We start from the raw sequence: 24,383 nt of genomic DNA, 5'->3' as shown, positions 1-24,383 counted from the left end.
CCCTACCAGGAGGGGAGCACTGCTCCTGCAAAGTGTTCTTCGATAAACTTCTTCACTTCTTCGGAACGGTAGATTTCCACCAGTTTTTTGTAGGTAGGGTTCTCCTTCTCTGATTCGTTCACAGCCAGAACATTTACATAGGGGGAGTCTCCGCCTTCTGCAAAGATCGAATCTTTCGTTGGATTGTACCCGGCTTCCATGGCGAAGTTGGTATTGATGCTGGCTGCATCAAGATTGTTGAGTGAGCGAGCGAGAAACGGTGCTTCCAGCTCCTTGAACTCCAGGTTTTTCGGATTATCGGTGATATCTTGCGGTGTGGCCTGATCGCCGACACCCTCTTTTAATGTGATCAGACCGGCTGACTGATAGAGCAGCAGTGCTCGCGCACGGTTGGTCGGATCATTTTGAATCCCGACGATTCCCCCTTCAGGGATCTCCTCTACGCTTTTATACTTGGTGGAGTATAGCCCCATCGGGAAGGTGACAGTTTTGCCGATTACCACGATGTTGGTTTTATGGTCTTGGTTAAATTTTTCGAGAAACGGAATCGTCTGAAAACTGTTGAGGTCAATGTTTCCTTTGTCAAGAGCCTGGTTCGGCAGGACGTAGTCGTTGAATACGACGACCTCTACTTCCAAACCTTCCGCTTTCGCTACCTCTTTCACCTTGTTCAGAATCTCTTCATGCGGTCCCCCGGTCACACCTACTTTGATCACTTGCTGCTCGGCGGATTGTCCGCCTGTTTGGGCCGCTTCTTCTTTGCCGCCGCATGCTGAAACCAATGTAGCCATTATGAGCAGGATAGCTGCTAATAAACTCTTTTTCATATTTTGATTTCTCTCCTTTTTTCTATGGTGCAGAACATGTGCGCATCAGTCTGGACTCCGTTTTCTTGTGCCACAGTATTACATCGATGGGGGTCATCCGCTCCTTTCCATGAAAAAACCTCTTCCGAAGGAAGAGGTGGAAGCCAGATTCAATTCAGGTCTACCATTCCTCTCTTATCTCCCGGAGCAGTTCCGCTGGATTTGGCACCACAATTAAACAATTAGGTTGCCGAGGTTTCATTGGGCCAAGTCCCTCCACCTCTCTTCATAAGAGATTTTCGTTATATGGTTGGTCAGAATTCCTATCTGATTAGTTGGATTATACTGTAACAAAAAAAGCTTGTCAAACATTACCGGTATTTACAACGAACGAACTCCCTCTAGGAAAAGAGGGAGCCTGCTCGTTGACGATTACTCCTTGACTCGAACCGCCGTTCCCGTAGCGACGACAATCATCATGCCTTCGCGCAGTGTTTCGAAATCGAGATCGACTCCGATGACGGCATTGGCCCCGAGTCGTCTGGCTTTCTCGGACATCTCCTGAAGGGCCAGTTCCCGCCCTTCATTCAGCTTGCTTTCGTATGCTCCGCTGCGTCCTCCGATAATATCTGTGATACCGGCGAGAAAATCACGTACCACATTGGCCCCCATGATTACCTCTCCGCTAACCACGCCGTAGTACTCCACGATCTCTTTTCCTTGCAGTGTGCTGGTAGTCGTTATGATCATTCGTGTTCCTCCTTATCCGTACTCGGTTTATTGTTTACTATAGAGACTACGAACAACCACAGGGAAAAGTTTCAGAATGGTAAAATGGTTTGCAGTAGTTTGATCTGTACTGGTTTTGGGAATATACTGGTAGCTAGTCCGAACAGGAGGGAATCTTGTGTTCAACGAGCGACGTGTCGATTGGCGATACAGGTGGTTGGTCATTACAGCCGCATCCGTCTTGTATGCCTTTCTGTCTTATGCAACAGCAGGCATCGAAGTAGGAGATACTGCCCACTTTCGACCTGCTATCGCGATATTGGCCGTTACTGCTGCAATATTTGGGCCGGTAACCGGTTTTTTCGTCGGCTTTCTGGGGAATATGGGAGTGGATCTGCTTCTTCAGGATATCTGGTGGCACTGGAGTGTCGCCAACGGCATCATCGGTTTTATTACCGGGCTGCTGTATGTCGTTCCCGGATATCAGCCTAGACAGGGCCAGATGCTGGGCATGCACCTGGTGATGTTTGTTGTGCTGGCAGCAGCCGGCAACTATACAGGACTTACGCTTGCGGCGCTGCTTGATGTGATGGTGTCTGAGACTCCGTTTCAGGAGGCGATTTTCGGGTGGGCGGTTACGCCAGCCACATCCAATGTACTGCTCAGCAGCGTATTGGGCATCCCGCTCCTGTATGGATATGTGGTGTGGAAACGCATTCAAATCTCTTCCGTCGTACCGTGTGAAGATGGGGATTGTGATTGAGATGGGGGGAGGAGATGGAGATATAGGCATCTCCGCTTTTGAGCTGGCCCGAATCCGATCACATATCCATCTGGATCTCTTATCACAAACTCCTTCCATGTACCGCACGGAAATCTCTCTATCTACAGTCCGATCCAAATAGCTGCACCTTTGGCCACAAATTTTTGATACGGTGCGTGTCCTGTCCTTCTTCTAGCCGATAGAATCTCTTTTGTTCAACTTTGATCTCACCAAGGATATTCAAACAGATCTTTTTCCTGATTTATCCATGTGCCCCTCCTTGACGTTACTGGGAGATAGACGAAAAAAAACGAGCGATTCCTTACGCGGCCAGGACGATTTTTATTTTTTTCTCTATAGAAGACAAAATGTTTGGATGAAGAAAGAGAGAAAAGCGCCGAACCATAGCGGTCCGGCGCTTACAATCCTTTTACGATTGCTTTCTCATGCTGCCCAGCTCTTCGACGATCGCTGTCATTTCATTAATGCTGAACGATTGTTTTTTCTGCACCATATTGTACAGGTACAATAGATCTTCATAGCTGGAGAGGTCAAAGTCTTCCGGCCGCATCACAGATGCATTGACCATGTTTAGTTTTCCTTTGATCCCTTCCAGTACAAAACGCAGGTTTTCCTGGGTGGCTTCTTTCAGATCAGCCATTGCACAGATTCCCCCTTTACTTGGTTAATTGGCCGCGGGTGACGCCCAGTTGGTTGATCGCATTCAGCGTCCGCCATACATGGGTGCCGCTTACCTGTCCGCGCATCGCCTGGCGGTACAGGCTAATCACTTCCTGTACGCGATCAGCTTCTTCTTCTAGGAATTCAATCCGATAGCTGCCCACTCCATACTTGATAAACTCTGTCAGATATTCGGCACCAGACTGGTCGATGGCATTGTATACGGTGTTGCGGCAGCCAGTGTCCACTCGAACCGGGTGGGAGAAGCCGACCCGATCCTGCAGCGAGATCCGCGACTGCTCACAAGGTGTTCCGCAGTTGGTGTGGTCGGTACCGTCGCTTAGGAATGTGCAATAGACACAGTGTTCGGTGTGAAACATCGGCATGTGCTGATGAATCACCACTTCCATCCGGGATGGATCGGTATGGGCCAAGAGGTCCATCATTTGCTGGATGTTTAAGTCGTATGATGCCGTTACTCGTTCCATACCAGTCTCTAAAAACAGGTTGACGGTCTTATGGTTGGCAATGTTGAGCGAAAAGTCTCCGATCAGCGGGATCGGATGCTCATCTTGTCGTGCCAGATAATAATAGAGTGCCCCGGTGTTGCGGATGAGGATGGCATCCGGTTTGCTTTTGGCGATCAGGGCCAGAACTCCATTTTCGTCCGGCATGTGGATGCGCATCGTAGCCAGCGCGATCCGCTTTCCGTATCGATGGGCCAATTGGACGGCCTGCGGATACTGTTTGACAAACTCAAAGTCGGCGTACAGCATATCAACATCCGTTTGGGCAGCAGCTTCCACCTGTTCGAGTGAACGGCACAAGGCGGTCAACTGCGGCTGCTTCCCTTTGGTCGGCTGCGGCACATCCGCGTACGGATCGATGACTCGCTTTTGGTACCGCGGGGGCTGTTGGCGCAGAACGGTTAGCTGTTCGACGGCCTCTCGCCGCATCCGGTTCAATTCGCTGACCGGTACGATCACCTCGCCTTCCAGTTGCAGGGTGAGATCGTGTGGGGCCAACTCGAATACTGTTCCGCCCAATCGGCTGAATTGTTCATGCAGGAGGGCTACAACCAGAGGACGCTTGTGAGCCGCCTCCAGCGGCATTGCAGAGTGAACGGTCACCGCGTGATTTGCCAACCGGTCCACCCAAGTTGTTGCAAGAGCTTCCCCTGCCCGGCCCGACACATGTACAGAAAGCGGGAAGGTATGGTATGGCTTCTCGGTTTCAAAGGACTTGCGAAGCCTCTTGTCCAACTCGGGGTCGTTTGTCTTCCATACCCGATCCCCAGCGTGGACCCGCCGCAGATCGACGTCGCGCCGTCCCATCACGATTTCGTACACGCCGTCTGCGACCTCTCCTTCTACCTTGCGACCGCGCTTGATGATATCGTAGACGCGGCCGCCTTCTTCCTGTTGTGTCGGGTCCCCGGCATCAAAGACAATCCCGTCTCCGCGCTTCAGTGGTGCGCACAGTTCGACCAGCACTGCCTGCTTGAGCACTTGCTTGACTGTCCCCAGATAAACCCCCCGGCTTTTTGGAAACGTTCCGTCCAGCAGTGTTTTGTTGTTCGTACCCAGCAAAAAGCCAGGGGTGAACCCGCGCGAGAAGCTTTGCTGCAGTTCGCGCAGCTCGGTCTCATCCGGCGAACGGTGATCGCTGAAAAAGTAGCGGTCGATCGCTGCCCGGTACTTGCTGACCACATTGGCTACATACTCGGGAGATTTCAACCTGCCTTCGATCTTGAAGGAAGTGACGCCGGCCTCGATCAGTTCCGGCACGAGCTCGATCGCGGCCAGATCTTTCGGAGAAAGCAGGTAGGCGACATTGCCCATCTCTTTCTTTGTGCCATCCACAATCAGATCGTAGGGCAGTCTGCAGGCCTGTGCACACTCTCCACGGTTGGCGGAGCGACCGCCCCACATCTCGGAGGTGAGACATTGCCCGGAGTACGAGACGCATAAAGCGCCGTGGACGAATACTTCCATGGGCAGCTTCGCCTTATCGCCGATCGTTCGAATCTCCTTGAGTGAGTTCTCCCGTCCCAGCACGACGCGTTCCAAGCCAAACGGTTTGGTGAACTCTACCGCTTCCGGTGAAGTGATCGTCATCTGTGTGGAGCCATGGATCGGGAAGTCGGGTGAGATGTCGCGAATCAGCTTGACCAGTCCGAGATCCTGCACGATCACCGCGTCTACGCCAGCGTCGATACAGGCCTCGATCAGTTGGCGACTTTCGTCCATTTCGTTTTCGAAGACGAGGATGTTAAAGGTGAGAAAACCTTTTACCCCGTATAGATGGAGAAAAGACATGATCTCCGGCAGTTCTTCGACCCGGAAGTTTTCGGCGCGAGCGCGGGCATTAAACTTTTCAACGCCAAAGTAGACGGCGTTCGCTCCATTGGCCACCGCTGCCCTCAGGCAGTCCCAGTTGCCGGCAGGAGCAAGCAGTTCTATATCGTTACGGCTAATGGCTTTAGACACGTTTCTACCTCCTGTTCCACCCTTCATCATAGGAGAACGGAACGTCGTCCGCAAGTAAAACCTGTAGAAAAAGGCTGTCCGCCTTAGGCGTCCAGCCCCTCAAATACAATCGAAACCTTCTCTTCCATGATTTCTTCCAACGGCCATGCCCCATCACTGTGCACCCAGTCGTACAAGGCATTATAGTAGATGTTTTCCAACATGTTAGCTGCTACAAGCGGATTGAACTTGCTTTTCAGCCGCCCTTTTTCCTGGGCGTCTTCAATCAGGTCGGCAAACAATTCGCGAAGCTCAAAGTAGACGTGTTTCTCCGACTCCAGAACCTGCCGGTGTTTCCTAGACGATTCGATCAATACCTTGATCAAGTCGTAGTTTTCGATATTGACTTCGTTCATAATCTTGTAGATTCTCAGCACCTTCTGCTTGCAACTGTCGCCGAAGTCCCATTCTTCACGCCGTTCCTCCACTTCCTGTATCCGCTCGTAAGCCCAACTGGCGATAATCGCTTCCTTGGAAGTAAAGTGGAGAAAAATCGTTCCTCTGGCGACGTCCGCTTCCTCGGAAATCATATCGATCGTCGTGCCGTCAAATCCGTTTTTCTCAAACAGCTTGATCGCAGCGTTGAAAATACGCTGTCGCGTTTCCCGTTTTTTACGTTCTCTGCGTGTCGTCAAAGGCGAACACCTCCAACACTATTATAGCATACGACAAGAAATGACACGCAGCCTGTAGGCAGAATGGAGAGAGCGTGGGAGAGGAGATCGCTTTGCCTGCAGAGGTAGTTTCGACTGATTGGTACTGGTGGCGATCAAACAAAAAAACAGACGAAAAAAGACTAGACGAAATCGTGCATTTTATGTATATTTATATACCATAATGAATATTTATACCGATATTGAGACGTGTGGGAGAGCGGAGGAATGAAACCATGAGTATGACGGGTGCCCTGACAATCCGCCATGCAATGACGAGTGATGTTGACCAGATGCTGATGATCGTCAATCAATACGCGCAGCAGGGTTTGATGCTGCCGAGGACGAAAATCTCGATCCTGGAGAACCTGCAGTCCTTCATCATCGCTTACGATGGACAAAACGTAATCGGCGTAGCTGGGCTGCACATCTTGTGGGATGATCTGGCGGAAATCCGCTCGCTGGCGATCGCAGAGAGCGCCAAGGGGCTAGGGGTTGGCAAGCGGCTGGTCCTTTCGCTGGTTGGAGAGTGTGAGCGGTTAGGCATTCGACGGGCACTTGCGCTTACCTATCAAAAGGACTTCTTTGAGAAATGCGGCTTCCACGTAGTTGCCAAGGAGTCGCTTCCCCAGAAAGTATGGAAAGATTGTATCAACTGTTCCAAACTGCCGTTCTGCGATGAGATCGCAATGATTCGGGAGTTGGGATAGAGAGAAAAGGCGCTGGACCAAGAAAGCGAGTGAGCAGGTTGTGTGACCGGAGTACCATTCGATGATGGCTTTTTGCAAGCGTAATGGAGTATTAGACGGGCACAAGGGGGGGATGACATAACTTCCCTTACGTTCCCCCTCTTGTCTGGTGAACTCAAGCCAATTACGTTTTAGCTTGTTTTATTTCTGCAGTATTCCAATCAGATAATATTTCAAATTTTGTATTTGAAATATTCAAGTGGTTCATATCCTGCCCACCTTTCATTACTGTACATCCGAAACAATGATTGGGAATCGTTCAACATGCCCTAAATGACTAATTCCGGTACTCTTTTTTTTAGCTGATTTTTAGCCGACTTGACTGCCCTTTTCACGACATGGCTTTCGTCGTTCTCTAGGCAATGGAGGATCTCTATCGCCTTCTCCAAATGTTTTGCCCCTTCTGCTGCCGAGAATATCTTCGCTACATTCCATCTCGCATGCTCACTTTCCATATTCACCCATTTGTCTATTCTATCTAAAACCTTATCAGGATAATATCTTAGAAGTCCATCACCAATTGCATAAGGGCCTAAATTATTTTTTACGTAGGGATGACCATCTGTCAGTAATTTCTCCACCAGATCAAGCAGGGGTTCGGCGTAGGTCTCTTTTTTTGTTTTAGCTGCGATTTTTGCTGCGACTGCCACAGCTCTTCTTATTTTAAATGAATCCTCATGGAGCCATATCTTTAATTTTGGATAAAATTCGTCGAAATTCTCTGCCAATATTCTTCCGCAGGCGCCTGCCGTCCATTCACGTACTTCCCAATCTTCATTATCCGCTAATTGACGGATTAACTCGGTTGCTTCCACAGGTTGAACAAGGTAGGAGAAGGCAATCAAATGAGCAGATATTTCCAAAGCAGTTGTATTACCGATTTTAACGTATCGTGAAGCAAAGTCCCATATAGATCGTTTGTCGAAATTGTGGAAAGCCTTAATCATCTCAACCGCTCTGGATTTTATAGCCGTATTTGGGGTGTTTCGGTGCGGGGATTTTTTTGCGTTAAGTATGGCTACTGATTTACTTGCATTCTCAGATTGTAAGGCATTTAAGAAAGGTTGTTCCCAATCTGACTTTTGACCCATTTGGCTAAACCACCTTTTATTATCTAAATTATCTGTAATTGGAAATCGGTATATCCTAACAATACAATATGAAGTCAGACTATTTCAATATTTAATTGGTAGATTTCAAAACGTAGTCGGCGTTGCTGGTTTGCACATCTTGTGGGATGACCGGTGAATCTCCTTGCACTCATGAGAGATTCATCCGTTTTTTCTGTTTTCGTGGTCCCCATGGCTTGAAGACCGAGATCACGAACATCGCTGCCAGGGAAAGGATCTGCAGGATAATCCCAATCCACAACTGTTGGCTGTTTACGTGAAATGACGGGTTTTGCAGGGCGTTCAATCCCTCTGAAGACGTCAAGGTAACTGCTTGTAACGTCCAGAAATACATGCCGATTGGTCCCAATACGATGGACGTCAAGGAAGGATTGACGCTTCTCCTGATCCAGTAATAGTTGAACAGTCCCCAGTGGGTCAGCACAGATAGTAAGATGCCGGTTACGAGAGTGCCGATCGTCGAAGCACGCACAGCTGTTTGGGCAAGCACATGCATACTTGTATAACATGCCTTCAGCACACTTTCATCGTCCGTATTGGCTGCCGTGATGCTGAAAATCAGAAAGACAACCGCTACTCCGAACATGATCGCTGCGAACAACAGATGAAGGGTGAGCAGCCACCTTCTCTGGGGGGCGCTTAGTTTTTTCATGCCATTCACTTTATTCCTCGAAATCCCGTGTCCGCTTGTCATGATAGTATGAGTCCCTAAATCGATCCTTACTAAAATCTAAAGAAAGCATAAAATCGGGAGTGAATGCTACGACTCCTTTTCAATCACATGTGAATGAGTCACCCTCTCGGAATGATCGATTCCTTTTTTCCTAAACATTGAGGCGATACCCGACACCCCAAATCGTCTCTATATACTGTGGTTTGGACGGATTAGCTTCAATTTTTTCTCTCAGTTTGCTGATATAAACGGTAACGGTAGCATTGTCACCGAGAGAATCCCATCCCCAGATTCTCTCGAACAATTCATCTTTACTGAATACCCGGTTCGGATGGGTAGCAAGAAACAGCAGCAGATCGTATTCCTTGGATGTTAACAGAACCTCCGTTTCATTTACGAACACCTTACGCGATAACTTGTCGATTCGAAGGCCACGCAGGTGGATTTCATCTCGCTGCTTCATCCGGTTATCACTCGTTAAGCGGTCATAGCGGGCCAGATGGGCCTTCACCCTCGCGACTAGTTCACCAACGCTGAAGGGTTTGGTGATATAATCGTCAGCGCCAAGTCCAAGCCCATGTATTTTATCGATGTCCTCTTTTTTCGCGGAGATCATCAGGATCGGAATGTTTTTTACCTGACGCACTTTCTTGCATATTTCGTATCCGTCTGTTTTCGGGAGCATCAGATCGAGGATGATGAGATCGTACTCTTGTTCAAGTGCCTTCTGGAGGCCGATATCTCCGCTTGTCGCGATCTCCACCGCGAAGCCGCTTGCTTCCAGATAATCCTTTTGCACTTCCACAATGACCTGCTCGTCCTCGATGATGAGGATTCTCTTCATCACTGTTCACCGCCATTTTTTGTCTTTGGCAGGGTAAAGGAAATGCTAGGTCTGCATTCAAAGCAAAAGCTGATTGATCATCGGCGGCTCCGTCACCATTGCTTTCTATCGAATAGCATCCACCCCGCCGTATAAGCGATTATACAATAAGCAAGCAGCAGAACCAGCGTATTGAACAGTTTCTCAATCGATGCGCCATCTCCTACCCACAGCACGTACCAATTCGTATAGGAAAAGACGGACAATACGGACACTTGCGGGAAAACGAATGGCAAAAGCTTGGCTGCGCCATAGATGGATACAATCAGTGTTATAGCGCCGCTGGTGTTGTTGAAGCATTGTGCGAGCAACACGGCAATCAAACCGATTGCCATCATTGGCAGAAAAGTGGCTGCATAGGCCTTGATGCTATCCAGCAACCCGCCGCCCACATCTGCCCCCGCTACAAACCAACCGGAGATGACAGAAGCCATCCAAAGTACCCCGAGATAAACGACAATATAGATAGCGATCACCAACACTTTCGAGGTGAACACTTTTGTTCTGGTGATGGGGCGTACGAGAACCAGTTTCGACGTGCCAGCCGCTGCTTCGCCGGAAAAAGAATCGACTGCCGTCATAAACAAAAACAACGGAAGGAAGGTGAACGTAAACAAGCCAAGCATCAGCATAGGCAGGTTGCTTCCGAGCCCTCTGAAAACGGCATTCTGCTCTAAAAAAATCAGCAACATGGCGGAAATGACGGGAACCAACAAGGTTAGCAGCAGAAATCCTTTCGTTCTCTGGCGTTTCCATAGTTTTTCCATTTCATTCAGCGCATTTGCGTACAAGCTATTCATACATATCCGCTCCCTTCGGAGCTTGGATTTGTGACACAACATACTGCTCAAGTGTCATCTCTTTATTGACCCATTCATTCACGTCTCCAAGGCGGATGAGGCTGCCGTTGCTCATGATCCCGATGCGGTTTGCGATCATGCTCAAGTCGTGGATCATATGGCTGGAAATCAGGAAAGTCATTCCTTGTTCGAGGGCCAACCGCCGAATCGTATTGCGAATATCAACCATTCCTTCGATATCAAGACCATTGGTCGGTTCGTCCAGGATGACCAGCTGCGGATTGGACAACAAGGCCGAGGCCAGCGCCAGCCGTGCCTCGTCCCTTCGCTTTCAACTTCTGTGATTTTCTTTCCGGTCAAGTCGATCTGTTCCGGTACCGTTTGGTCGTAGTCAGAGAAATCGGCCTGAAGCTGAATGGAGAGACGATGATGTTTGCCAGAGTCATCAGTACCCGTAATGTTGATTTCCGCTGTTTGTTGTTCGAGCAAGTTGTCCGGGCTTATCTGGGCGTCCAGATTGATGGCTTCTACCTTGATGTTTTCCGTCAGCTTGGGAAGGTTCGCTTTCATATCGAAAGTGGCTTTTCCATGATCCCAGCGCTCGCCATCAGCAACCTTGGATGCGATCAACGTCCCCAGTGCATGGACAACTTCGGGAATCTGGCTGCCAGACAGATGCAGCGCAGCCTGCTGGCCACCGTCCGTTTCACGTTCCACCGTCGCAAGCTCCCGCATATGGCCCATCAACGCATCGAATACTTGCTCCACGGCTTCTGGCGGGTGGGGCATATCCCCTTTGCGCTGCCATTTCGGAACGTCATGCTCCCTAACCCGATACACATCATCAGCGCTGCTTTTGAAAATCACTTTTCCGTCTTGGCGATATACATTCAAGGAATGCGTCTGTGTTCCTCCAGAGTGCGAATTCTCGAAAGCTTTTGGCTGCTATGTGCATTGTTCTGCTTCACCTCCGTGCAAGACTTGCCAAAGCTTTCTGTATCTCATCATAGCCACCAACTCTGAAACGCCTCTAAATCAATCCTAAATAAAGTATAAATATCGCAAGGAAGCAGGAGGCGATAGGGTCAGACCTAACGAATCAGACTGTAACGTGTGGCAGTGCGTGGTTTATAATGGCTTCACCGGGAAGGGCAAATATCGAGTCAATTGGCCTTTCGCTTGCGTTTACGAAATGGCAGCATTTCGTTGTTTTCCAGGCAAAAGGGGAGAGAAAAGGGGGAGATAGGATGGCTACGGTACCGTATTTTTCGCAGTGGGAGTCGCGAGAGTTGGCAGCAGACTTTTTAGCTGGGACATTGCATCCTGCGGACGACCCCTTGTGGCATCTGTCCGGTGCATCTGACCGGGATGAGTACGCCCAATGGAGCTTTCATATTTGCGGCATGGCCTGTCTGAAGATGCTGCTCGCTCATTGGCACAAGCGGATAATTCCTACGATGGAACTGATGAAGCGCTGCCGGGATTACGGAGGATACGTCGTCCATGAGGATGGGACGATTAAAGGGTTGATTTACCGTCCCTTTGTTGCCTTTATCACCGATCAGTTTGGGCTGCAAGCTGAAGTGAAGGAGCATACGCCAATCGAAGAGGTATGCGATCTGCTGGAGAAAGGTTATGTGTACATCGCCTCGGTCCACCCCAGCATCCGTACGCCGCAGGTGACACCACCCAAGCAGGGGGGCCATTTGGTGTATCTGTTCGGCCAGAATCGTCAGTGCCGCGAGGCCGTTTTTCACAATCCGTCGGGACACACGCCTGCCAATCAGGAACATGTTCATCTTAGCCGCGATGTCTTTGCACGATTTTATGCCCAGCGCGGAATCTTGATCAAAGCACCCGGGTGACTTACTGAGGTACGTTGCCGCTCGCACAGTCCGGACTGACGGCCACTGCTTCATCTGTCCTCATCTAACGTTGCCCGCCTTTTTCAACTCTTGCAATACAAGATGCTGTACCCGCTGTCAGCATAGGAAACAATACCAACCACTACGAGCTAAAACGTGGTGTCTTTTCATGTCTGGAATTGAAACGAACGGCCATTCTGCTGCGTTACATATTTAGGAAATGAACAGTGTAAGATCACGCATGCTGACATCTGGTTGATCGATGATCAGAGACTTTCGCTGCGAGGGGGAGATAAGCTTGGACAGAGGAATGGCATGGACGGGTAGATGGATCGCACTGCTTTTTCTATTTTCCGCCCTGTTTGTCGTCACTGACTCACCTGCCATTGCGAAACAGGCGTATGAATCGTTTACAGTAGAGGTGGATGGACAGGTACTTAGCTACCGATCGGACGATTACTATCTGGAGGGAGACCGTACATTTGCCCAAGCAGAAAAACTGCTTGCCGCCCTGGAAGCGGAACACAGCGTCGACCTCAAACAGAAGATCGTAATTGCAAAGAAAGGGAAGATCACACTCACTATGCCGATTGGCGAGGCGTATGCCATGCGAAATGGCAAACGCCTTGCACTGGAGCAAGAACCCCGGATCGTCAACGCCAACGTGCAGATACCAGTCCGGTTTGTCAGCGAAGCGTTGGGGGGGACGGTTCACTGGTATGCCGATACGCGGACTGTGATTGTTGACACCAAGCCGAAGGATATGGGGATCATTGACAATGACTTGCTGGACGCTGCTGCAAAGGGCAAAGTGGAAGGAATCGCGATACGTTTAGGCCAGTCACGTAAAGAGGTGGAGGCAGTTTGCGGAGTAGCGGTCGACTCCTTCTCCTATGAGGGAGGGTTGTTTTACGAATATCCGGATTGCCGTTGTTCGGTTTTCTACGACGATCAGGAACGAGCAGCGGTGCTCTGGATTTTCCAGTCAGCGATAGGCAATCTGAATACAGCCGACGCAAAACAGATACTAGGCAGTCCAGAGTGGGAGGAAGAGAACCAGACCTGGGCCGGTTACCTGCTCTACTATCCCGCCGGGGCGAACGCGATCACGCTTCGTGCATCATCGAAACACGGAACTATCAAGGGATTCTGGCTACGAGAAAAACGCTCATGAGAAAGGAACAAGCAGAGAAACGAAGAAAAGCTAGTGAATGCATGATCAATGACAGGAGTGATATCAGGTGGATATAGCAAAGCTGCAGCAGCAAGTCGCTGATTTTGTCCGTCAACACAACATGGAGACAACGGTCCCCGTACGGTTGCTCGACCTGGCATCGGAGATGGGGGAAGTGAGCAAGGAAGTGCTCAAGACAACCCGCTACGGAAAAGAACCGTTTCATCCGACAGCAGAGTGGGAGAGCGAGTTGGGTGACCTCTTTTTTTCGCTGATCTGTCTGGCCAACAGCACCGATGTCGATCTGGAGCATGCGCTCGCTGCGGTGTTGGACAAGTACGTGAAGCGGCTGGCCAACAGCGGCGATGCTGGTTCGGGGAGTTGACGGGTGTTGCTTCCGACACGCCTCGCCCGGCGGAACTGGCATTCCAACGGATATGCCTGACAAGTGAAGAAATGAACGGTAAACAGAAAGACTTGTGTAAACGTGGCACACGTCTCTGTAATCGAAAATAGACCCCATCCCCGGACAATAACCGGGGATTTTTTCCTATTCAAGCGACGCTATTGAAGCGGCTCGCGCCGGTGAGCAGGGCAAGGGATTTGCTGTAGCGGCTGGTGAGGTGCGCAATCTGGCGGAAGGGACCAACGAAGCAGCCGGCACGATCATTGAGCAGATCCCTCACCCGGTGTGCCGATAAACTTGTGGCTGCCTTCCTCAGGAAAAAGGATATTCCGGCTCGTTTGTTGAATGATAGAAAAGAGTGGAGTATGTGTCGGAGGGACTAGACGTGCAAACGAACATCGACTGGGATATGTACCTGCTTCCGTACGAACAAGCGGTAGAAGAGTTAAAGGTAAAGCTGAAGAATCTTCGCAATGAGTTTAAGCGGCGAAAAGACCACTCACCGATTGAGTTTGTTACCGGCCGGTTAAAATCGGTGAACAGTATATACAACAAGGCGAATCGTTTGCAGTTCCCGGTTGATGAAAACATTGCTTGGGAGATCAAGGATATTGCCGGTATTCGCATCATCTGTCAGTTCATCGACGATATCTGGATTGTCGTGGAGATGCTGAGGCAGCGGCAGGACATGCGGATTTTTTTGGAAAAGGATTACGTGTCGACACCAAAGGAAAGCGGGTATCGCGGTTATCATTTGGCTGTCGAATACCCGATTATGACGGCTACAGGTCAGGTAACCATACCGGTTGAGATCCAGATCCGGACATTGGGGATGAACTTTTGGGCGACGATTGAACATTCGTTGAACTACAAATACGAAGGGATTATTCCTTCCGATATCCGGCGCAGGTTGATTGAGGCGGCCAAGGCCTCCTACATCCTGGACAATGAGATGAACAACATCCGGGAGGAGATCAAGGAAGCGCAAATCATCTTTACCCGCAAGCGGGAAGTTCCGATGGAATCGCTGCTCGGTCTGGTGGAGCTGGATCTGGATCTGGACGCTGAGGCCGACGACATTGCGGGAGCTGGGGAAAACGAATCAGAAGGGAATGACAAAACCAGATGACACAGCGGACAATCTCCTGGAGCGGGGAAGTGGAGAAGCGAAGAGAGGAACTGCTGAAGCACACCCAGGCATTTTTGCAGATTAAAAGTGTACTGGACCCGCAAACGGCGCAAGCAGGTGCGCCGTTTGGCGAGGGAGTAGCAGCGGCGCTCGATTACGTACTGCAGCTGTGTGAAGCAGCCGGGATGAAAACAGCCAATGTGGAAGGGTACGCTGCCCATGCAGAATTTGGACAAGGTGAGGAGCTGGTTGGCGTCCTCAGCCACGTCGACGTCGTACCGGAGGGGGACGGCTGGACGACCCCTCCTTATGCCGCAGAGATCGTCGACGGCAAGATCGTCGCCCGGGGTGTCCTTGACGACAAAGGACCGACAATGGCTGCGGTTTTTGCAGCTAAGATCGTTAAGGAACTGGGGCTCCCTTTGAAGCGGCGGGTACGCTTGATTTTCGGGACCGACGAGGAGACGAATTGGCGTTGCGTCAAACGCTATTTTGAGACGGAAGAGATGCCGACGTACGGATTTTCTCCAGACGCCGATTTTCCGCTGATTTACGCGGAAAAGGGATTGACACACCTGGTGTGGCGGCAGACGCTGGAAGCGTATGAGCGATTGGACGGCCGCAGCGGGGAAGGGACAACAAAGACAGACAGCGAGGTAGACGCCATCCTCCACTCCTTGGAAGGAGGGCTGAGGATGAACATGGTTCCGGATCGATCCCGTGCCGTCCTGCAGCCGGGATTGCAGTCGGCAGAGGCTTTGGCTGAGCAGTATCGTACATACCTCCAACAGCATGGATTAACCGGAGACGCCGAGGTGGAGGCGGACCATCTGACGCTAACGCTTCAGGGCGTATCTGTCCATGGCATGGATCCGGGCAAAGGCGTCAACGCGGCCACGGAGCTCATCCACTTCCTGGCCGGACTGAATCTGGACGAGCGGGCGATGAGATTTGCCCGTTTTGTCGACTCCTACTTGTACCGTCAGCACGGTGCAGAGGCACTGGGACTTGCCCATGATGATCCGGAAATGGGACCGCTGACGATGAATGTGGGGATTATCCGCTATGCCTCGGATGGAGAGATTGAATATCACATCAATATTCGCTACCCGCATTCGCATCCCTATGAACGGTGGCAGCCAGTCTTGCTGAAGCATCTGGAGCGGGAAGCGATGACGCAGGAAGTAGAGGATCATATGCTGCCGCATCGGGTTGAACCGTCGTCGCCGCTGGTGGGAACTCTGCAGCGGATCTACACGGAACAGACCGGCGAGGAAGCGTACCTGATCGCGATCGGCGGTGCTACCTATGCCCGTTCGCTGGACCAAGGAGTAGCGTTTGGACCGTTATTCCCCGGTCGTGCCGACTCGGCTCATCAGCGGGATGAACATCTCTACATCGACGATCTGTTAAAGGCGACCGCCCTGTATGCACAGGCGATCTACGAACTGGCTAATCTATGACCTGAAGGCCACGAGACAGCCGCTTGGTTGGCTGCTGCGTGGCCTTTTCTTGCCATTTTGGGCATACTAGCTTACCATAGATGGGTGCACTGTCGCAGGAAGGAAGTGGTATGCAATGACACGCGTTACATTCGAATCGTTCGGTCTGCGTCCCGAACTGATGCAGGGGATTCAAGACCTTTACTATAAGCAGCCAACGCCAATTCAAGCAGAGGCAATCCCGCTCATCCTCGAAGGAAAGGACGTCATCGGTCAGGCACAGACGGGCACCGGAAAGACGGCTGCTTTTGTGTTGCCGATTCTGGATCAGTTGCAGTTGGAAAAGCGGGACATCCAGGCGCTCATCCTGACACCCACACGGGAGCTGTCAATCCAGATCGCAGCCGAGATTGAAAAACTGGGCAAGCATCTCGGTGTCCAAACCCTCTCCCTGCACGGCGGAACCGACATCGAACGGCAGATCAGCAAGTTGAGCCGGACCGTGCATATCGTGGTCGGAACGCCAGGACGGGTGCTGGACCACTTGAAGCGCGGCACACTTCATTTCGGGCGGATTTCCTGGTTGGTGCTGGATGAGGCGGACAAAATGTTGGAGATGGGGTTCCTCGAAGACGTAGAGCAAATCATCGTCTCGACGCCGCAGGATCGACAAGTGCTGCTGTTCTCTGCGACTATGCCTGATCAGGTCAAGCAGCTTGCGCATCGTTTCATGAAACAGCCGCCCCATCTCAAGATCGACAATAGGCAGAGGACGGTAGAAAGCATTCGGCAGGTCTGCTACGTGATCAATCAGACCGATAAAATGGACGCTCTACTTGATTTGATCGAGAGTACAAAGCCGTATCTGGCGATCATTTTCGCCAACACACAGCAGCGCGTCCAGGTCCTGACCGCCCATCTCCAACAGCAAGGGTACGATGCTCAAGCATTATACGGCGATCTCAGCCAGAAGAAAAGGGAGACACTGATGCGGGACTTCCGCAACGTGAAGTTTCAGTTTCTCGTCGCAACGGATATTGCGGCCCGTGGATTGGACGTAGAAGGCGTGACGCACGTATTTAATTACGACATTCCGTCCGACGTAGAAAGCTATATACACCGAGTGGGACGCACAGGTCGGGCCGGACAAGAAGGGACAGCTATCTCGTTTGTCTCGCCGCGCCAAAAAAGCTTGATTCAGCGGTTTGAGAAAGCGACTCGGGCTGAGATCGAGGAAAAGGTGCTAACCCCCGGCCACCACCTTACAGAGGGACGGCGGCAGCGGGCGGAAGAACGGGAGGCGTTTTTTGCCCAGCAAAGGGCAGAACAGCAGCGCCAGCAGGCGGAGAAAGAGAAGAAGCAGGTAGAACCGCTGGTGGACGCATTGAAGAAAAACCAAAAGGTAAAACCGGGTTATAAAAAGAAACTTTCCAAAGAAGTGGAACAGTGGAAGAAACAGTACGAGAAGAAGAAAAAGTGGGAGCAAGCCAAAGCGGAGCGCAAGGCGGCAAGGAAAAAAGGAAGCGGGCAAAAAAAGCGATAATATGTTTGTTGGCAAAGGTGGCTGTTTAAATAGACAGCCTCAGCCTGTAGACAAAGGGGCGGGGCGGGGGAGAGTAGCTCTTTTCCTCCAGTCGCTCCGTTGCCAACCAGCGAGGAAGTGGGACTGTCCGCTGCGCCAATCCGAAGCGGGCGGTCGCAAAAAGTGGACATCGCTACGATGTACCTCAGGGTTGCGCCCGAAAGCCCCCGCTTCGGACTGGCTCCGCTGAGCTGGTTGGCAAGAGTCGCTCCTTCCGGAAAAGAGCTACTCTCCGCCTGTACCGAGGTTTTGTCTACACGCAATGGCTGTCTAAGTAGACAGCCTTTTTCTGTTCCTACCCTACTTTGGCGAGAGAATACCATACACACAAATGATTTGTATACAAACTATTTGTGCATGTGGTATTCTTATCATAACGTTTTGCGGATGGTTGAGAGGAGGGTAGAGATGGACCGGATTGAGGATTGCTTTACCTTTTTGCTAGGGAAGGCGTACCAGAGGTTCTCCCAAATCGAAAAAGAAAGACTGCGTCCGTACGGAGTTACTCCGGTACAGTTTGGGCTGCTTCACCTGTTGTGGGAAAAAGATGGGCGAAAAGGGTCTGAGTTGGGAGAGCGCCTGCGACTGGACGGTGCGACCATCACAGGAATGTTGGACCGCCTGGAGCAAAGCGGACTGGTTGAGCGGCGCAGTGATCCAAAGGATCGCAGGATCAACCTGATTTACCTGACGCCGAAAGGGAAAGAGTTGGAGAAACCGTTGAATGATCTCCTTGATCAGCTTCAGGCGGAACTGCTAAGCGACTTTCCAGAAGAAGAAGTGGCGTTTTTGAAGAAAATGCTTGTTCAGTTGGGATTGGGCAGGTAAGTAATCGATTCCTGCCCTGCAAGGAGAGAGATAAGGTGAGAGAGAAACTGCACTATGCTTGGGTAATCTTGGCGATCACATGTTTGACTCTGCTGGCTGTTCAGGGAGTTCGCCTCTCGTTTGGAGCATTTATTCAGCCGTGGGAAGAAGAGTTTTCTGTAGACAGAGGAATGATTTCGCTCATTTCCATGGTTAGCTTTATCGTTTATGGCATCTCCCAGCCTATTATGGGAAAACTGATCGATCGGTTTGGAGTACGCTTGATCCTGTCAGCCAGTACACTGTTGATCGGAGTTAGTATCTTGGCTACGTATTTGGTCACTTCCCCTTGGCAGCTGCTGATCCTCTATGGAGTGCTCGCTTCCATCGGCGTTGGCGGAGCGTCCAACGTAGCAGCTACAGTTGCCGTTACCAACTGGTTTCATGCGAAAAGAGGTCTCGCATTCGGGATCATGGAAGCAGGTGTAGGTGGCGGACAGATGATCCTGGTCCCTGCTTCCCTGTTTCTGATCGCCTGGTTTGGATGGAAGTACACAGTTATCGTGTTGGGGCTGATGTTAGTGGTGCTGGTCTTGCCAATCCTCCTGCTGCTGCGCAATCATCCAGAGGAGAAAGGACTTCAGCCATTAGGCGGGTACAGCAGCGAAGAAACGGATAACAACGACAGCAAAGACCAGCAGCACTCTCTACCGGTCGGTGCGCTGCTGTGGAACAGGAACTTCTGGTTTCTGCTGCTTCCTTTTTTTATATGCGGCGTCACCACGACCGGGTTAATGGATACGCATCTCATTCCTTATTCGCATGATCACGGATTTTCCACCGAGGTGACGGGAGCGGCGGTCAGTACGCTGGCAGCGTTCAATATCGTCGGCATTCTGCTCTCAGGAGTGCTTGCCGATCGGTGGAGCTGCAGGAAGATTCTTTGTTTTCTGTATGCCGTTCGCGCCCTCTCCATCGTGATCCTGCTGTATAGCCACGACCCCATGTGGCTGCTCGGATTTGCCATCCTGTTCGGTTTGGTTGACTTTGCGACGGTCGCTCCTACGCAAATGCTGGCAACGACATATTTTCAACGTTATTCGATCGGAATGATGATGGGATGGCTGTTTCTCAGCCATCAGTTGGGCTCGGCGCTGGGAGCTTACATTCCGGGGGTGTTGTACAACTACACCAACAGCTACAACCTGTCCTTTTACGCATCGATTCTCTTGTTGATCGGGGCATCCCTGCTCAATTGGCTGCTGCCCGAAACAAACAAACGGAAGTCGACCGCTGATCATTCAGCAGAACCTCACTCTGCATAACCTGACCTACGGCATAGACTACTTGGGACGCTGCCTAAATGGCAGCGTTTGTTTGTGCACTGAACAATAGAATAGTCCGTTTCCCAATGGGTTAGCCTACAGAAAGGATCAAGATCATGTCCAAGGAGGGACGGTACGATGAACAAGCAAATCGTCCAGGCGATCATCTCTGATTTGCGAGAGCTTCATGGACTGCCGGAGGAAGTCCAGACCAAAATCCTGCGGCTTCACTCGATCTTGGCGTCGTATTCCGATGAACAGTTCGAGTCAGCATCCGATGGTGTCGTCACCCGGCCAGCCGCTGAACAGATGGTCACCCCAGATGATCCAGGAAGAGCCGTCTACGATTTGTATGCGGAGCTCGACCAGTATGCAGAGCAGAATCGAAGCGATGGAATCGATTCGCAGGTGGTGTCCCTCCTTCAACGTCTTCGTGGTCTACTTGACGCTTATGAGCGAGATTTCCCCTAACCGTCCCCGCCTGCATCTCCCTTTCTACAGACCTATCCGTTTTGTAAGAAAGAATTCGCATAGTCCCGTTTTTTTCTTCTGAATAATTGTTATAATCAATCATAAAGGATAGGAATAGGTCTTAGTTCCTGTATTTGTAGGCTGTAAGATCCAGGTATACGTTTAACTGGGAGAGAAATAGGGTAGTACCCATATTAGTAGTCTTCCATTACATCTATGTTTCTGTACAGGGGAGGAGATACGCGAGATGAGTGAAGTGTGCCCTAGCTGCGGTCGCCTCAAGCGTGCCAATCAGGAGTTCTGCTCATCCTGTTGGGATGGCGAGACGAGAGATTATAGGGCGGTTAAAGCATATTTGCGTACCCACCCGAATTCTAACGCGATGCAGATCGCCAATGCCACGGGTGTCTCGGTATCCAAGATCATGAGGTATATTCGGGATGGGGCGCTGATGACGGATCGCAGCTAGAGAGTCGATATGTTAACCGACTCTCACAGCCAGCGAAGTCCTTTGGGATAATGGTTTTTCAATTGACGGTCCGATTGCTTGGCCCATCCAAGTGAGAACGTGTCTACACGGATCAGTGTCCAGCCGTTTTTCGCTTCATGGGGTAAACTCTCTCCTCTGAGATAGCGCAGCAGCAGCGGATCGTCAGCGTGGAAATCGGCTGTATACATACATTGATCAGCGGATAGTGCCAGTGCCAGTGCATGTGAGGGTTCAAAACGGTTTTTCTTCATCGTACCTAGGTGCCAGCCTGGGCGCAGTACCTTTAATCCATCAAGGTTTGGCGCGGCGGGGGGCAGGTAGTACAGCTGCTCACCAAACAGCGTAAAGGCGTCTGAATCGTTGGTTTTTTCCCACGCGCCTATAACGGTGTTCTCAGCAAATAACCGCCATGCGGCGATGCTCTCCTCACGGCTTATGGCGGGCTTGGCGGCACCTTTTTTTCTTGGGCTGCGCCTGCTGTTGTCAGTGAACGTTGGTTCGTCCGATGGATCCGCCTGCTGCTTCACCATTTTCGCAATAAAGTGTCCTTCGCCTCGGAGATGGTGAGGCCAGAGACGAGCGGACAGCGAAAGCCGGTTGTCAGGTCTTTTTGCCCAATCTGCTTGACCTGGTCGGAACTGCTCACGATGCGGGGTGGGCACAAGCGTAAACCCTGGATGATCTGCGAGAAAAACCTCAACGGTCTGCTCGTTTTCCTCCGGAGCAAACGTACAGGTGGAGTAGACCAGCGTACCTCCCGGCTTCAGCATCTGGGCGGCCGCTTGCAGGATCTCGCACTGCATCGCATGACATTGTGCTACTTTGGCCAATGACCAATCGTCACACGCTTCTGGCAGCTTCCGAAACATCCCTTCACCGGAACAGGGTGCATCTACCAGAATCCGGTCAAAGGCATGGTGAAAACGAGCTGCGAGTCGTTCCGGTGTTTCGTTGGTTACGATCGCGTTGGTTACCCCAAGTCGTTCGATGTTTTCGGAGAGGGCTTTGGCGCGGGTCGGGTGGATTTCGTTTGCGACAAGCAGTCCTTGCCCTTGCAGGGCAGCTGCAATCTGTGTTGACTTGCCGCCAGGAGCGGCGCACAGATCGAGCACGACATCACCTGGTTGCACATCGAGTGCCTCTGCTACTGCCATCGCGCTTGGTTCTTGCAGATAGTAGAGACCGGCGGCGTGATAGGGATGTTTGCCGGGACGACCCACTCCAGAATAGTAGAAGCCTAGGTTGCACCACGGAACAGGGTGCAGCTCAAACGGGCTGATCGCCACAAATCGCGCTGGATCTACTTTTAACGGGTTGACCCGCAAGCCGTGCCAAGCTGCCTGCTCGTATCCTTGTAAAAACGATTCGTATTCCTGTTGCAGCATCTGTTCCATCCGTGTACAAAAAAGTTCTGGTAGTGGTATGCGCATGAAAAACCTCCTGCGAGAAAAATATCGAAGGCCTGTGCCGAGACACAGAGGATAAAGACGAATAGTGGCGAATGGTATGTTCCAAGGAGAGGTGAGATTTACCTTGAACGTATCACGCCTGGAAAAACATCGCACACAGCGAAAGATAGACAGTGATGTTAGCCGCTTTTGGGTCCTCGGGTTGTTGTTCTCGCTGCTGATCCTCGGCGTTGAGTTCTTTGTTGAGATACCAGAGCAAGCCGATTGGCTGCAGGAGATGGAGATGAGCCTGTTTAGCGCCAGCTTTACCTTTCTGGCGTTTTACCTGCTGGGCCTGACGTTTGTCTTTTCCCGACAGCAAGAAGCGGGTAAAGTAAACCATCATGTGATCATCTACGCTTGGCTGGGAGCGATTCTCTATCATCTGTTTCTGCTGATCACCAGTATTTCCAATCAGCACATCTACAAGGCAGGCATCATTTTGTTTCTTGGTCCATTTTTCCTGACCATCTTTCATTTTATCACGTATTTGGCCGCTTTGCGCGAAGCTCGTCGGGAAGACGAGCGGGCAACAGCTGCTTCCCGAGAACGAATCGCGTACCAGCTGATCCTGGAAGCAACGCGCGTACACGATGAACTGACACGATTAAGATCTTCGTATCCGGAAGTGGACCAGATGCTGCGGGTCAACGGCTTTCACCCCAAGATGGAGCGCTTCATCCTGGAGATGCAGCACTACTTGCACGCAGAGCAGTTTGAGCGGAAAGACATTGAACTCTTGGAAGGTCATTATCTCTATCTGGAAAACTTGCTTGTCTTGGTCAAGCAGCTTCCAGAGGTGATGGAGTCCCGTTTGTATGCCCATCGTGAAGATGATCGTTCCACTTTTACCTTATAGGAGGTTGTTGGAGATGCTTTGGAAAAAGAAAAAGAATCAGGTTCAAGCAGAAACAGCGGCAGCGATTGCAGTGGTCGATCCCGCTGACGAACAGAAACGGTCACTAGAGAAGGACATTCTCGCCCTGTACGAGCGAATGGGCAGCATCATAAAACAGCACGGACTGGTCAACGCGCAGCACGGAGAGATCGCCGATATCGCGGCTCGTCTAAAGGAGACCATTGACCAGATCAGACAGATCAGTGAAGAATCGGACGTGACGGCGAATCAACTCTCAACGGGCGGAGAACGGTTGACACAGATCTCGAAAGAATCACTCGACAGGTCACAGGAGGGGAAGAAAGCGCTGGAGGATGTCGTAAGTGTCATCTCCAGATTGGAGCAGGAGTCGGCTACTACGTCCACTTCGATGAACAGGTTGGAGGAGCGGTCTGGTGAAATCACAACGATTGTCCAGGTGATCAGTGATATTGCCAACCAGACTAATCTGTTGGCGCTCAATGCAGCCATTGAGGCCGCACGGGCCGGTGAACAGGGACGCGGCTTCGCTGTGGTAGCAGATGAAGTGCGCAAGCTGGCCGAGATGACAGCCAACTCCACGAAAAGCATCGCCTCTCTGATCGAAACGATGCAGGAGGAGACGAAGGTAGCGTTGGCTAATGCAGAGAAAAATATCGCCACGATTCGGCAAGGGCTTGAGCTTAGCCAGTTGGCATCTGGCAAGATGGACGAGACCGTCAGCGCGTTCAACCAGGTGGAGCAGGAAGTAAGTGGGGTGATCGAGACGATCGGGCGGCAGAAAACGTTTGCCGATAGTATCGCCCAACAAGTGACGGAAGCACAATCGCTGCTGGACAGTGTCCATGAGGAATTGGTCTCGCACGTAAAAGAGTCAAGCATCGTCGATCATGAACTGGAAGCCAGCTATGAAGAATTGAAACGGATGTTGGACAGAGCCCCTTCAGCGTAACGGCAGGGGGCTTTCTACAT

Annotated in this window: 25 protein-coding genes, 1 pseudogene and 1 riboswitch; of the genes and pseudogenes, 15 read left to right on the top strand and 11 right to left on the bottom strand. The window is 51.1% G+C overall.

Annotation, left to right across the window (positions count from 1 at the left end; translation table 11 throughout):
- Nucleotides 1–2: 2 nt before the first annotated feature.
- Together LOK74_RS15280 and LOK74_RS15275 are read right to left on the bottom strand one after the other, a co-directional pair.
- Nucleotides 3–827, bottom strand: a complete 825-nt coding sequence (locus LOK74_RS15280) for a MetQ/NlpA family ABC transporter substrate-binding protein (RefSeq protein ID WP_230042891.1) — start codon at nt 825–827, stop codon at nt 3–5.
- Between the two features lie 171 nt (nt 828–998).
- Nucleotides 999–1,101: riboswitch (SAM riboswitch) on the bottom strand.
- A gap of 137 nt (nt 1,102–1,238) precedes the next feature.
- Nucleotides 1,239–1,556 carry a YbjQ family protein gene (locus LOK74_RS15275; protein ID WP_230042890.1) on the bottom strand — a complete coding sequence of 106 codons (318 nt, stop codon included), beginning with the start codon at nt 1,554–1,556 and terminating at the stop codon, nt 1,239–1,241.
- A 157-nt stretch (nt 1,557–1,713) separates the two neighbouring features.
- On the opposite strand from LOK74_RS15275, the gene LOK74_RS15270 reads away from it, so the two are divergent.
- A complete protein-coding gene (locus tag LOK74_RS15270; protein WP_230042889.1) occupies nt 1,714–2,298 on the top strand; it encodes an ECF transporter S component in 585 nt (194 codons plus the stop codon).
- Nucleotides 2,299–2,728: 430 nt separating this feature from the next.
- On the opposite strand, the gene LOK74_RS15265 is transcribed toward LOK74_RS15270, so the two are convergent.
- From LOK74_RS15265 to LOK74_RS15255, 3 genes are read right to left on the bottom strand one after another with little or no spacing between them, the layout of a single operon-like run.
- Entirely contained in the window at nt 2,729–2,959 is a 231-nt protein-coding gene (locus LOK74_RS15265; protein ID WP_230042888.1) for a DUF1128 domain-containing protein, read from the bottom strand.
- 16 nt (nt 2,960–2,975) lie between these two features.
- Nucleotides 2,976–5,495: a U32 family peptidase gene (locus LOK74_RS15260; RefSeq protein WP_230047019.1), complete on the bottom strand. Its 2,520-nt coding sequence runs from the start codon at nt 5,493–5,495 to the stop codon at nt 2,976–2,978.
- Between the two features lie 56 nt (nt 5,496–5,551).
- Nucleotides 5,552–6,142: a TetR/AcrR family transcriptional regulator gene (locus LOK74_RS15255; RefSeq protein WP_230042887.1), complete on the bottom strand. Its 591-nt coding sequence runs from the start codon at nt 6,140–6,142 to the stop codon at nt 5,552–5,554.
- 254 nt (nt 6,143–6,396) lie between these two features.
- On the opposite strand from LOK74_RS15255, the gene LOK74_RS15250 reads away from it, so the two are divergent.
- The gene (locus LOK74_RS15250) at nt 6,397–6,870 is read left to right on the top strand and encodes an N-acetyltransferase (RefSeq protein WP_230042886.1); all 474 of its coding nucleotides are present in this window, start codon (nt 6,397–6,399) and stop codon (nt 6,868–6,870) included.
- Between the two features lie 308 nt (nt 6,871–7,178).
- Here LOK74_RS15250 and LOK74_RS15245 read toward each other — a convergent pair whose 3' ends face one another.
- From LOK74_RS15245 to LOK74_RS15225, 5 genes are all read right to left on the bottom strand, one after another.
- The gene (locus LOK74_RS15245) at nt 7,179–8,000 is read right to left on the bottom strand and encodes a DNA alkylation repair protein (protein ID WP_230042885.1); all 822 of its coding nucleotides are present in this window, start codon (nt 7,998–8,000) and stop codon (nt 7,179–7,181) included.
- A 169-nt stretch (nt 8,001–8,169) separates the two neighbouring features.
- On the bottom strand, nt 8,170–8,691 hold the full coding sequence (locus LOK74_RS15240) for a hypothetical protein (protein ID WP_230042884.1): 522 nt from the start codon (nt 8,689–8,691) through the stop codon (nt 8,170–8,172).
- A 172-nt stretch (nt 8,692–8,863) separates the two neighbouring features.
- Nucleotides 8,864–9,556: a response regulator transcription factor gene (locus tag LOK74_RS15235; protein ID WP_230042883.1), complete on the bottom strand. Its 693-nt coding sequence runs from the start codon at nt 9,554–9,556 to the stop codon at nt 8,864–8,866.
- A 92-nt stretch (nt 9,557–9,648) separates the two neighbouring features.
- Complete coding sequence (locus LOK74_RS15230; RefSeq protein WP_230042882.1) at nt 9,649–10,395, bottom strand: ABC transporter permease; 747 nt, start codon at nt 10,393–10,395, stop codon at nt 9,649–9,651.
- Between the two features lie 177 nt (nt 10,396–10,572).
- Nucleotides 10,573–11,289, bottom strand: a complete 717-nt coding sequence (locus tag LOK74_RS15225; protein ID WP_230042881.1) for a hypothetical protein — start codon at nt 11,287–11,289, stop codon at nt 10,573–10,575.
- 353 nt (nt 11,290–11,642) lie between these two features.
- Here LOK74_RS15225 and LOK74_RS15220 point away from each other — a divergent pair, with 353 nt between their 5' ends.
- From LOK74_RS15220 to LOK74_RS15170, 11 genes and pseudogenes are all read left to right on the top strand, one after another.
- On the top strand, nt 11,643–12,260 hold the full coding sequence (locus LOK74_RS15220) for a C39 family peptidase (protein WP_230042880.1): 618 nt from the start codon (nt 11,643–11,645) through the stop codon (nt 12,258–12,260).
- 298 nt (nt 12,261–12,558) lie between these two features.
- Complete coding sequence (locus LOK74_RS15215; RefSeq protein WP_230042879.1) at nt 12,559–13,434, top strand: copper amine oxidase N-terminal domain-containing protein; 876 nt, start codon at nt 12,559–12,561, stop codon at nt 13,432–13,434.
- 67 nt (nt 13,435–13,501) lie between these two features.
- Nucleotides 13,502–13,819 (top strand): MazG nucleotide pyrophosphohydrolase domain-containing protein, encoded by a 318-nt coding sequence (locus LOK74_RS15210; protein ID WP_230042878.1) that lies wholly within the window; start codon nt 13,502–13,504, stop codon nt 13,817–13,819.
- Between the two features lie 178 nt (nt 13,820–13,997).
- A pseudogene (locus tag LOK74_RS15205) lies at nt 13,998–14,114 on the top strand (methyl-accepting chemotaxis protein); the annotation flags it as partial.
- Between the two features lie 135 nt (nt 14,115–14,249).
- Nucleotides 14,250–14,969 carry a GTP pyrophosphokinase gene (locus LOK74_RS15200; RefSeq protein ID WP_230047018.1) on the top strand — a complete coding sequence of 240 codons (720 nt, stop codon included), beginning with the start codon at nt 14,250–14,252 and terminating at the stop codon, nt 14,967–14,969.
- Nucleotides 14,966–16,432, top strand: coding sequence for a dipeptidase PepV (pepV, locus tag LOK74_RS15195; protein ID WP_230042877.1), 1,467 nt, complete (start codon nt 14,966–14,968; stop codon nt 16,430–16,432). The genes LOK74_RS15200 and pepV overlap by 4 nt, the downstream gene beginning before the upstream one ends.
- Before the next feature lie 115 nt (nt 16,433–16,547).
- Entirely contained in the window at nt 16,548–17,954 is a 1,407-nt protein-coding gene (locus LOK74_RS15190; protein WP_230042876.1) for a DEAD/DEAH box helicase, read from the top strand.
- A 447-nt stretch (nt 17,955–18,401) separates the two neighbouring features.
- Nucleotides 18,402–18,821 (top strand): MarR family winged helix-turn-helix transcriptional regulator, encoded by a 420-nt coding sequence (locus LOK74_RS15185; protein ID WP_230042875.1) that lies wholly within the window; start codon nt 18,402–18,404, stop codon nt 18,819–18,821.
- 35 nt (nt 18,822–18,856) lie between these two features.
- The gene (locus tag LOK74_RS15180; protein ID WP_230042874.1) at nt 18,857–20,125 is read left to right on the top strand and encodes an MFS transporter; all 1,269 of its coding nucleotides are present in this window, start codon (nt 18,857–18,859) and stop codon (nt 20,123–20,125) included.
- Between the two features lie 138 nt (nt 20,126–20,263).
- Nucleotides 20,264–20,596: a hypothetical protein gene (locus tag LOK74_RS15175; protein ID WP_230042873.1), complete on the top strand. Its 333-nt coding sequence runs from the start codon at nt 20,264–20,266 to the stop codon at nt 20,594–20,596.
- A 247-nt stretch (nt 20,597–20,843) separates the two neighbouring features.
- Nucleotides 20,844–21,065 carry a hypothetical protein gene (locus LOK74_RS15170; RefSeq protein WP_230042872.1) on the top strand — a complete coding sequence of 74 codons (222 nt, stop codon included), beginning with the start codon at nt 20,844–20,846 and terminating at the stop codon, nt 21,063–21,065.
- 23 nt (nt 21,066–21,088) lie between these two features.
- On the opposite strand, the gene LOK74_RS15165 is transcribed toward LOK74_RS15170, so the two are convergent.
- Complete coding sequence (locus tag LOK74_RS15165; protein ID WP_230042871.1) at nt 21,089–22,516, bottom strand: RsmF rRNA methyltransferase first C-terminal domain-containing protein; 1,428 nt, start codon at nt 22,514–22,516, stop codon at nt 21,089–21,091.
- Between the two features lie 103 nt (nt 22,517–22,619).
- On the opposite strand from LOK74_RS15165, the gene LOK74_RS15160 reads away from it, so the two are divergent.
- Both LOK74_RS15160 and LOK74_RS15155 read left to right on the top strand, forming a co-directional pair.
- Entirely contained in the window at nt 22,620–23,393 is a 774-nt protein-coding gene (locus LOK74_RS15160; protein ID WP_230042870.1) for a hypothetical protein, read from the top strand.
- A gap of 13 nt (nt 23,394–23,406) precedes the next feature.
- Nucleotides 23,407–24,363 (top strand): methyl-accepting chemotaxis protein, encoded by a 957-nt coding sequence (locus LOK74_RS15155; RefSeq protein WP_277613389.1) that lies wholly within the window; start codon nt 23,407–23,409, stop codon nt 24,361–24,363.
- The last annotated feature ends 20 nt before the right edge of the window (nt 24,364–24,383 follow it).

Source organism: Brevibacillus humidisoli, from assembly GCF_020923435.1.
Lineage (GTDB): Bacteria > Bacillota > Bacilli > Brevibacillales > Brevibacillaceae > Brevibacillus_E > Brevibacillus_E humidisoli.
The sequence above is the reverse complement of the archived record's forward strand: the minus strand, read 5'-3'. Positions and strand labels throughout refer to the sequence as shown.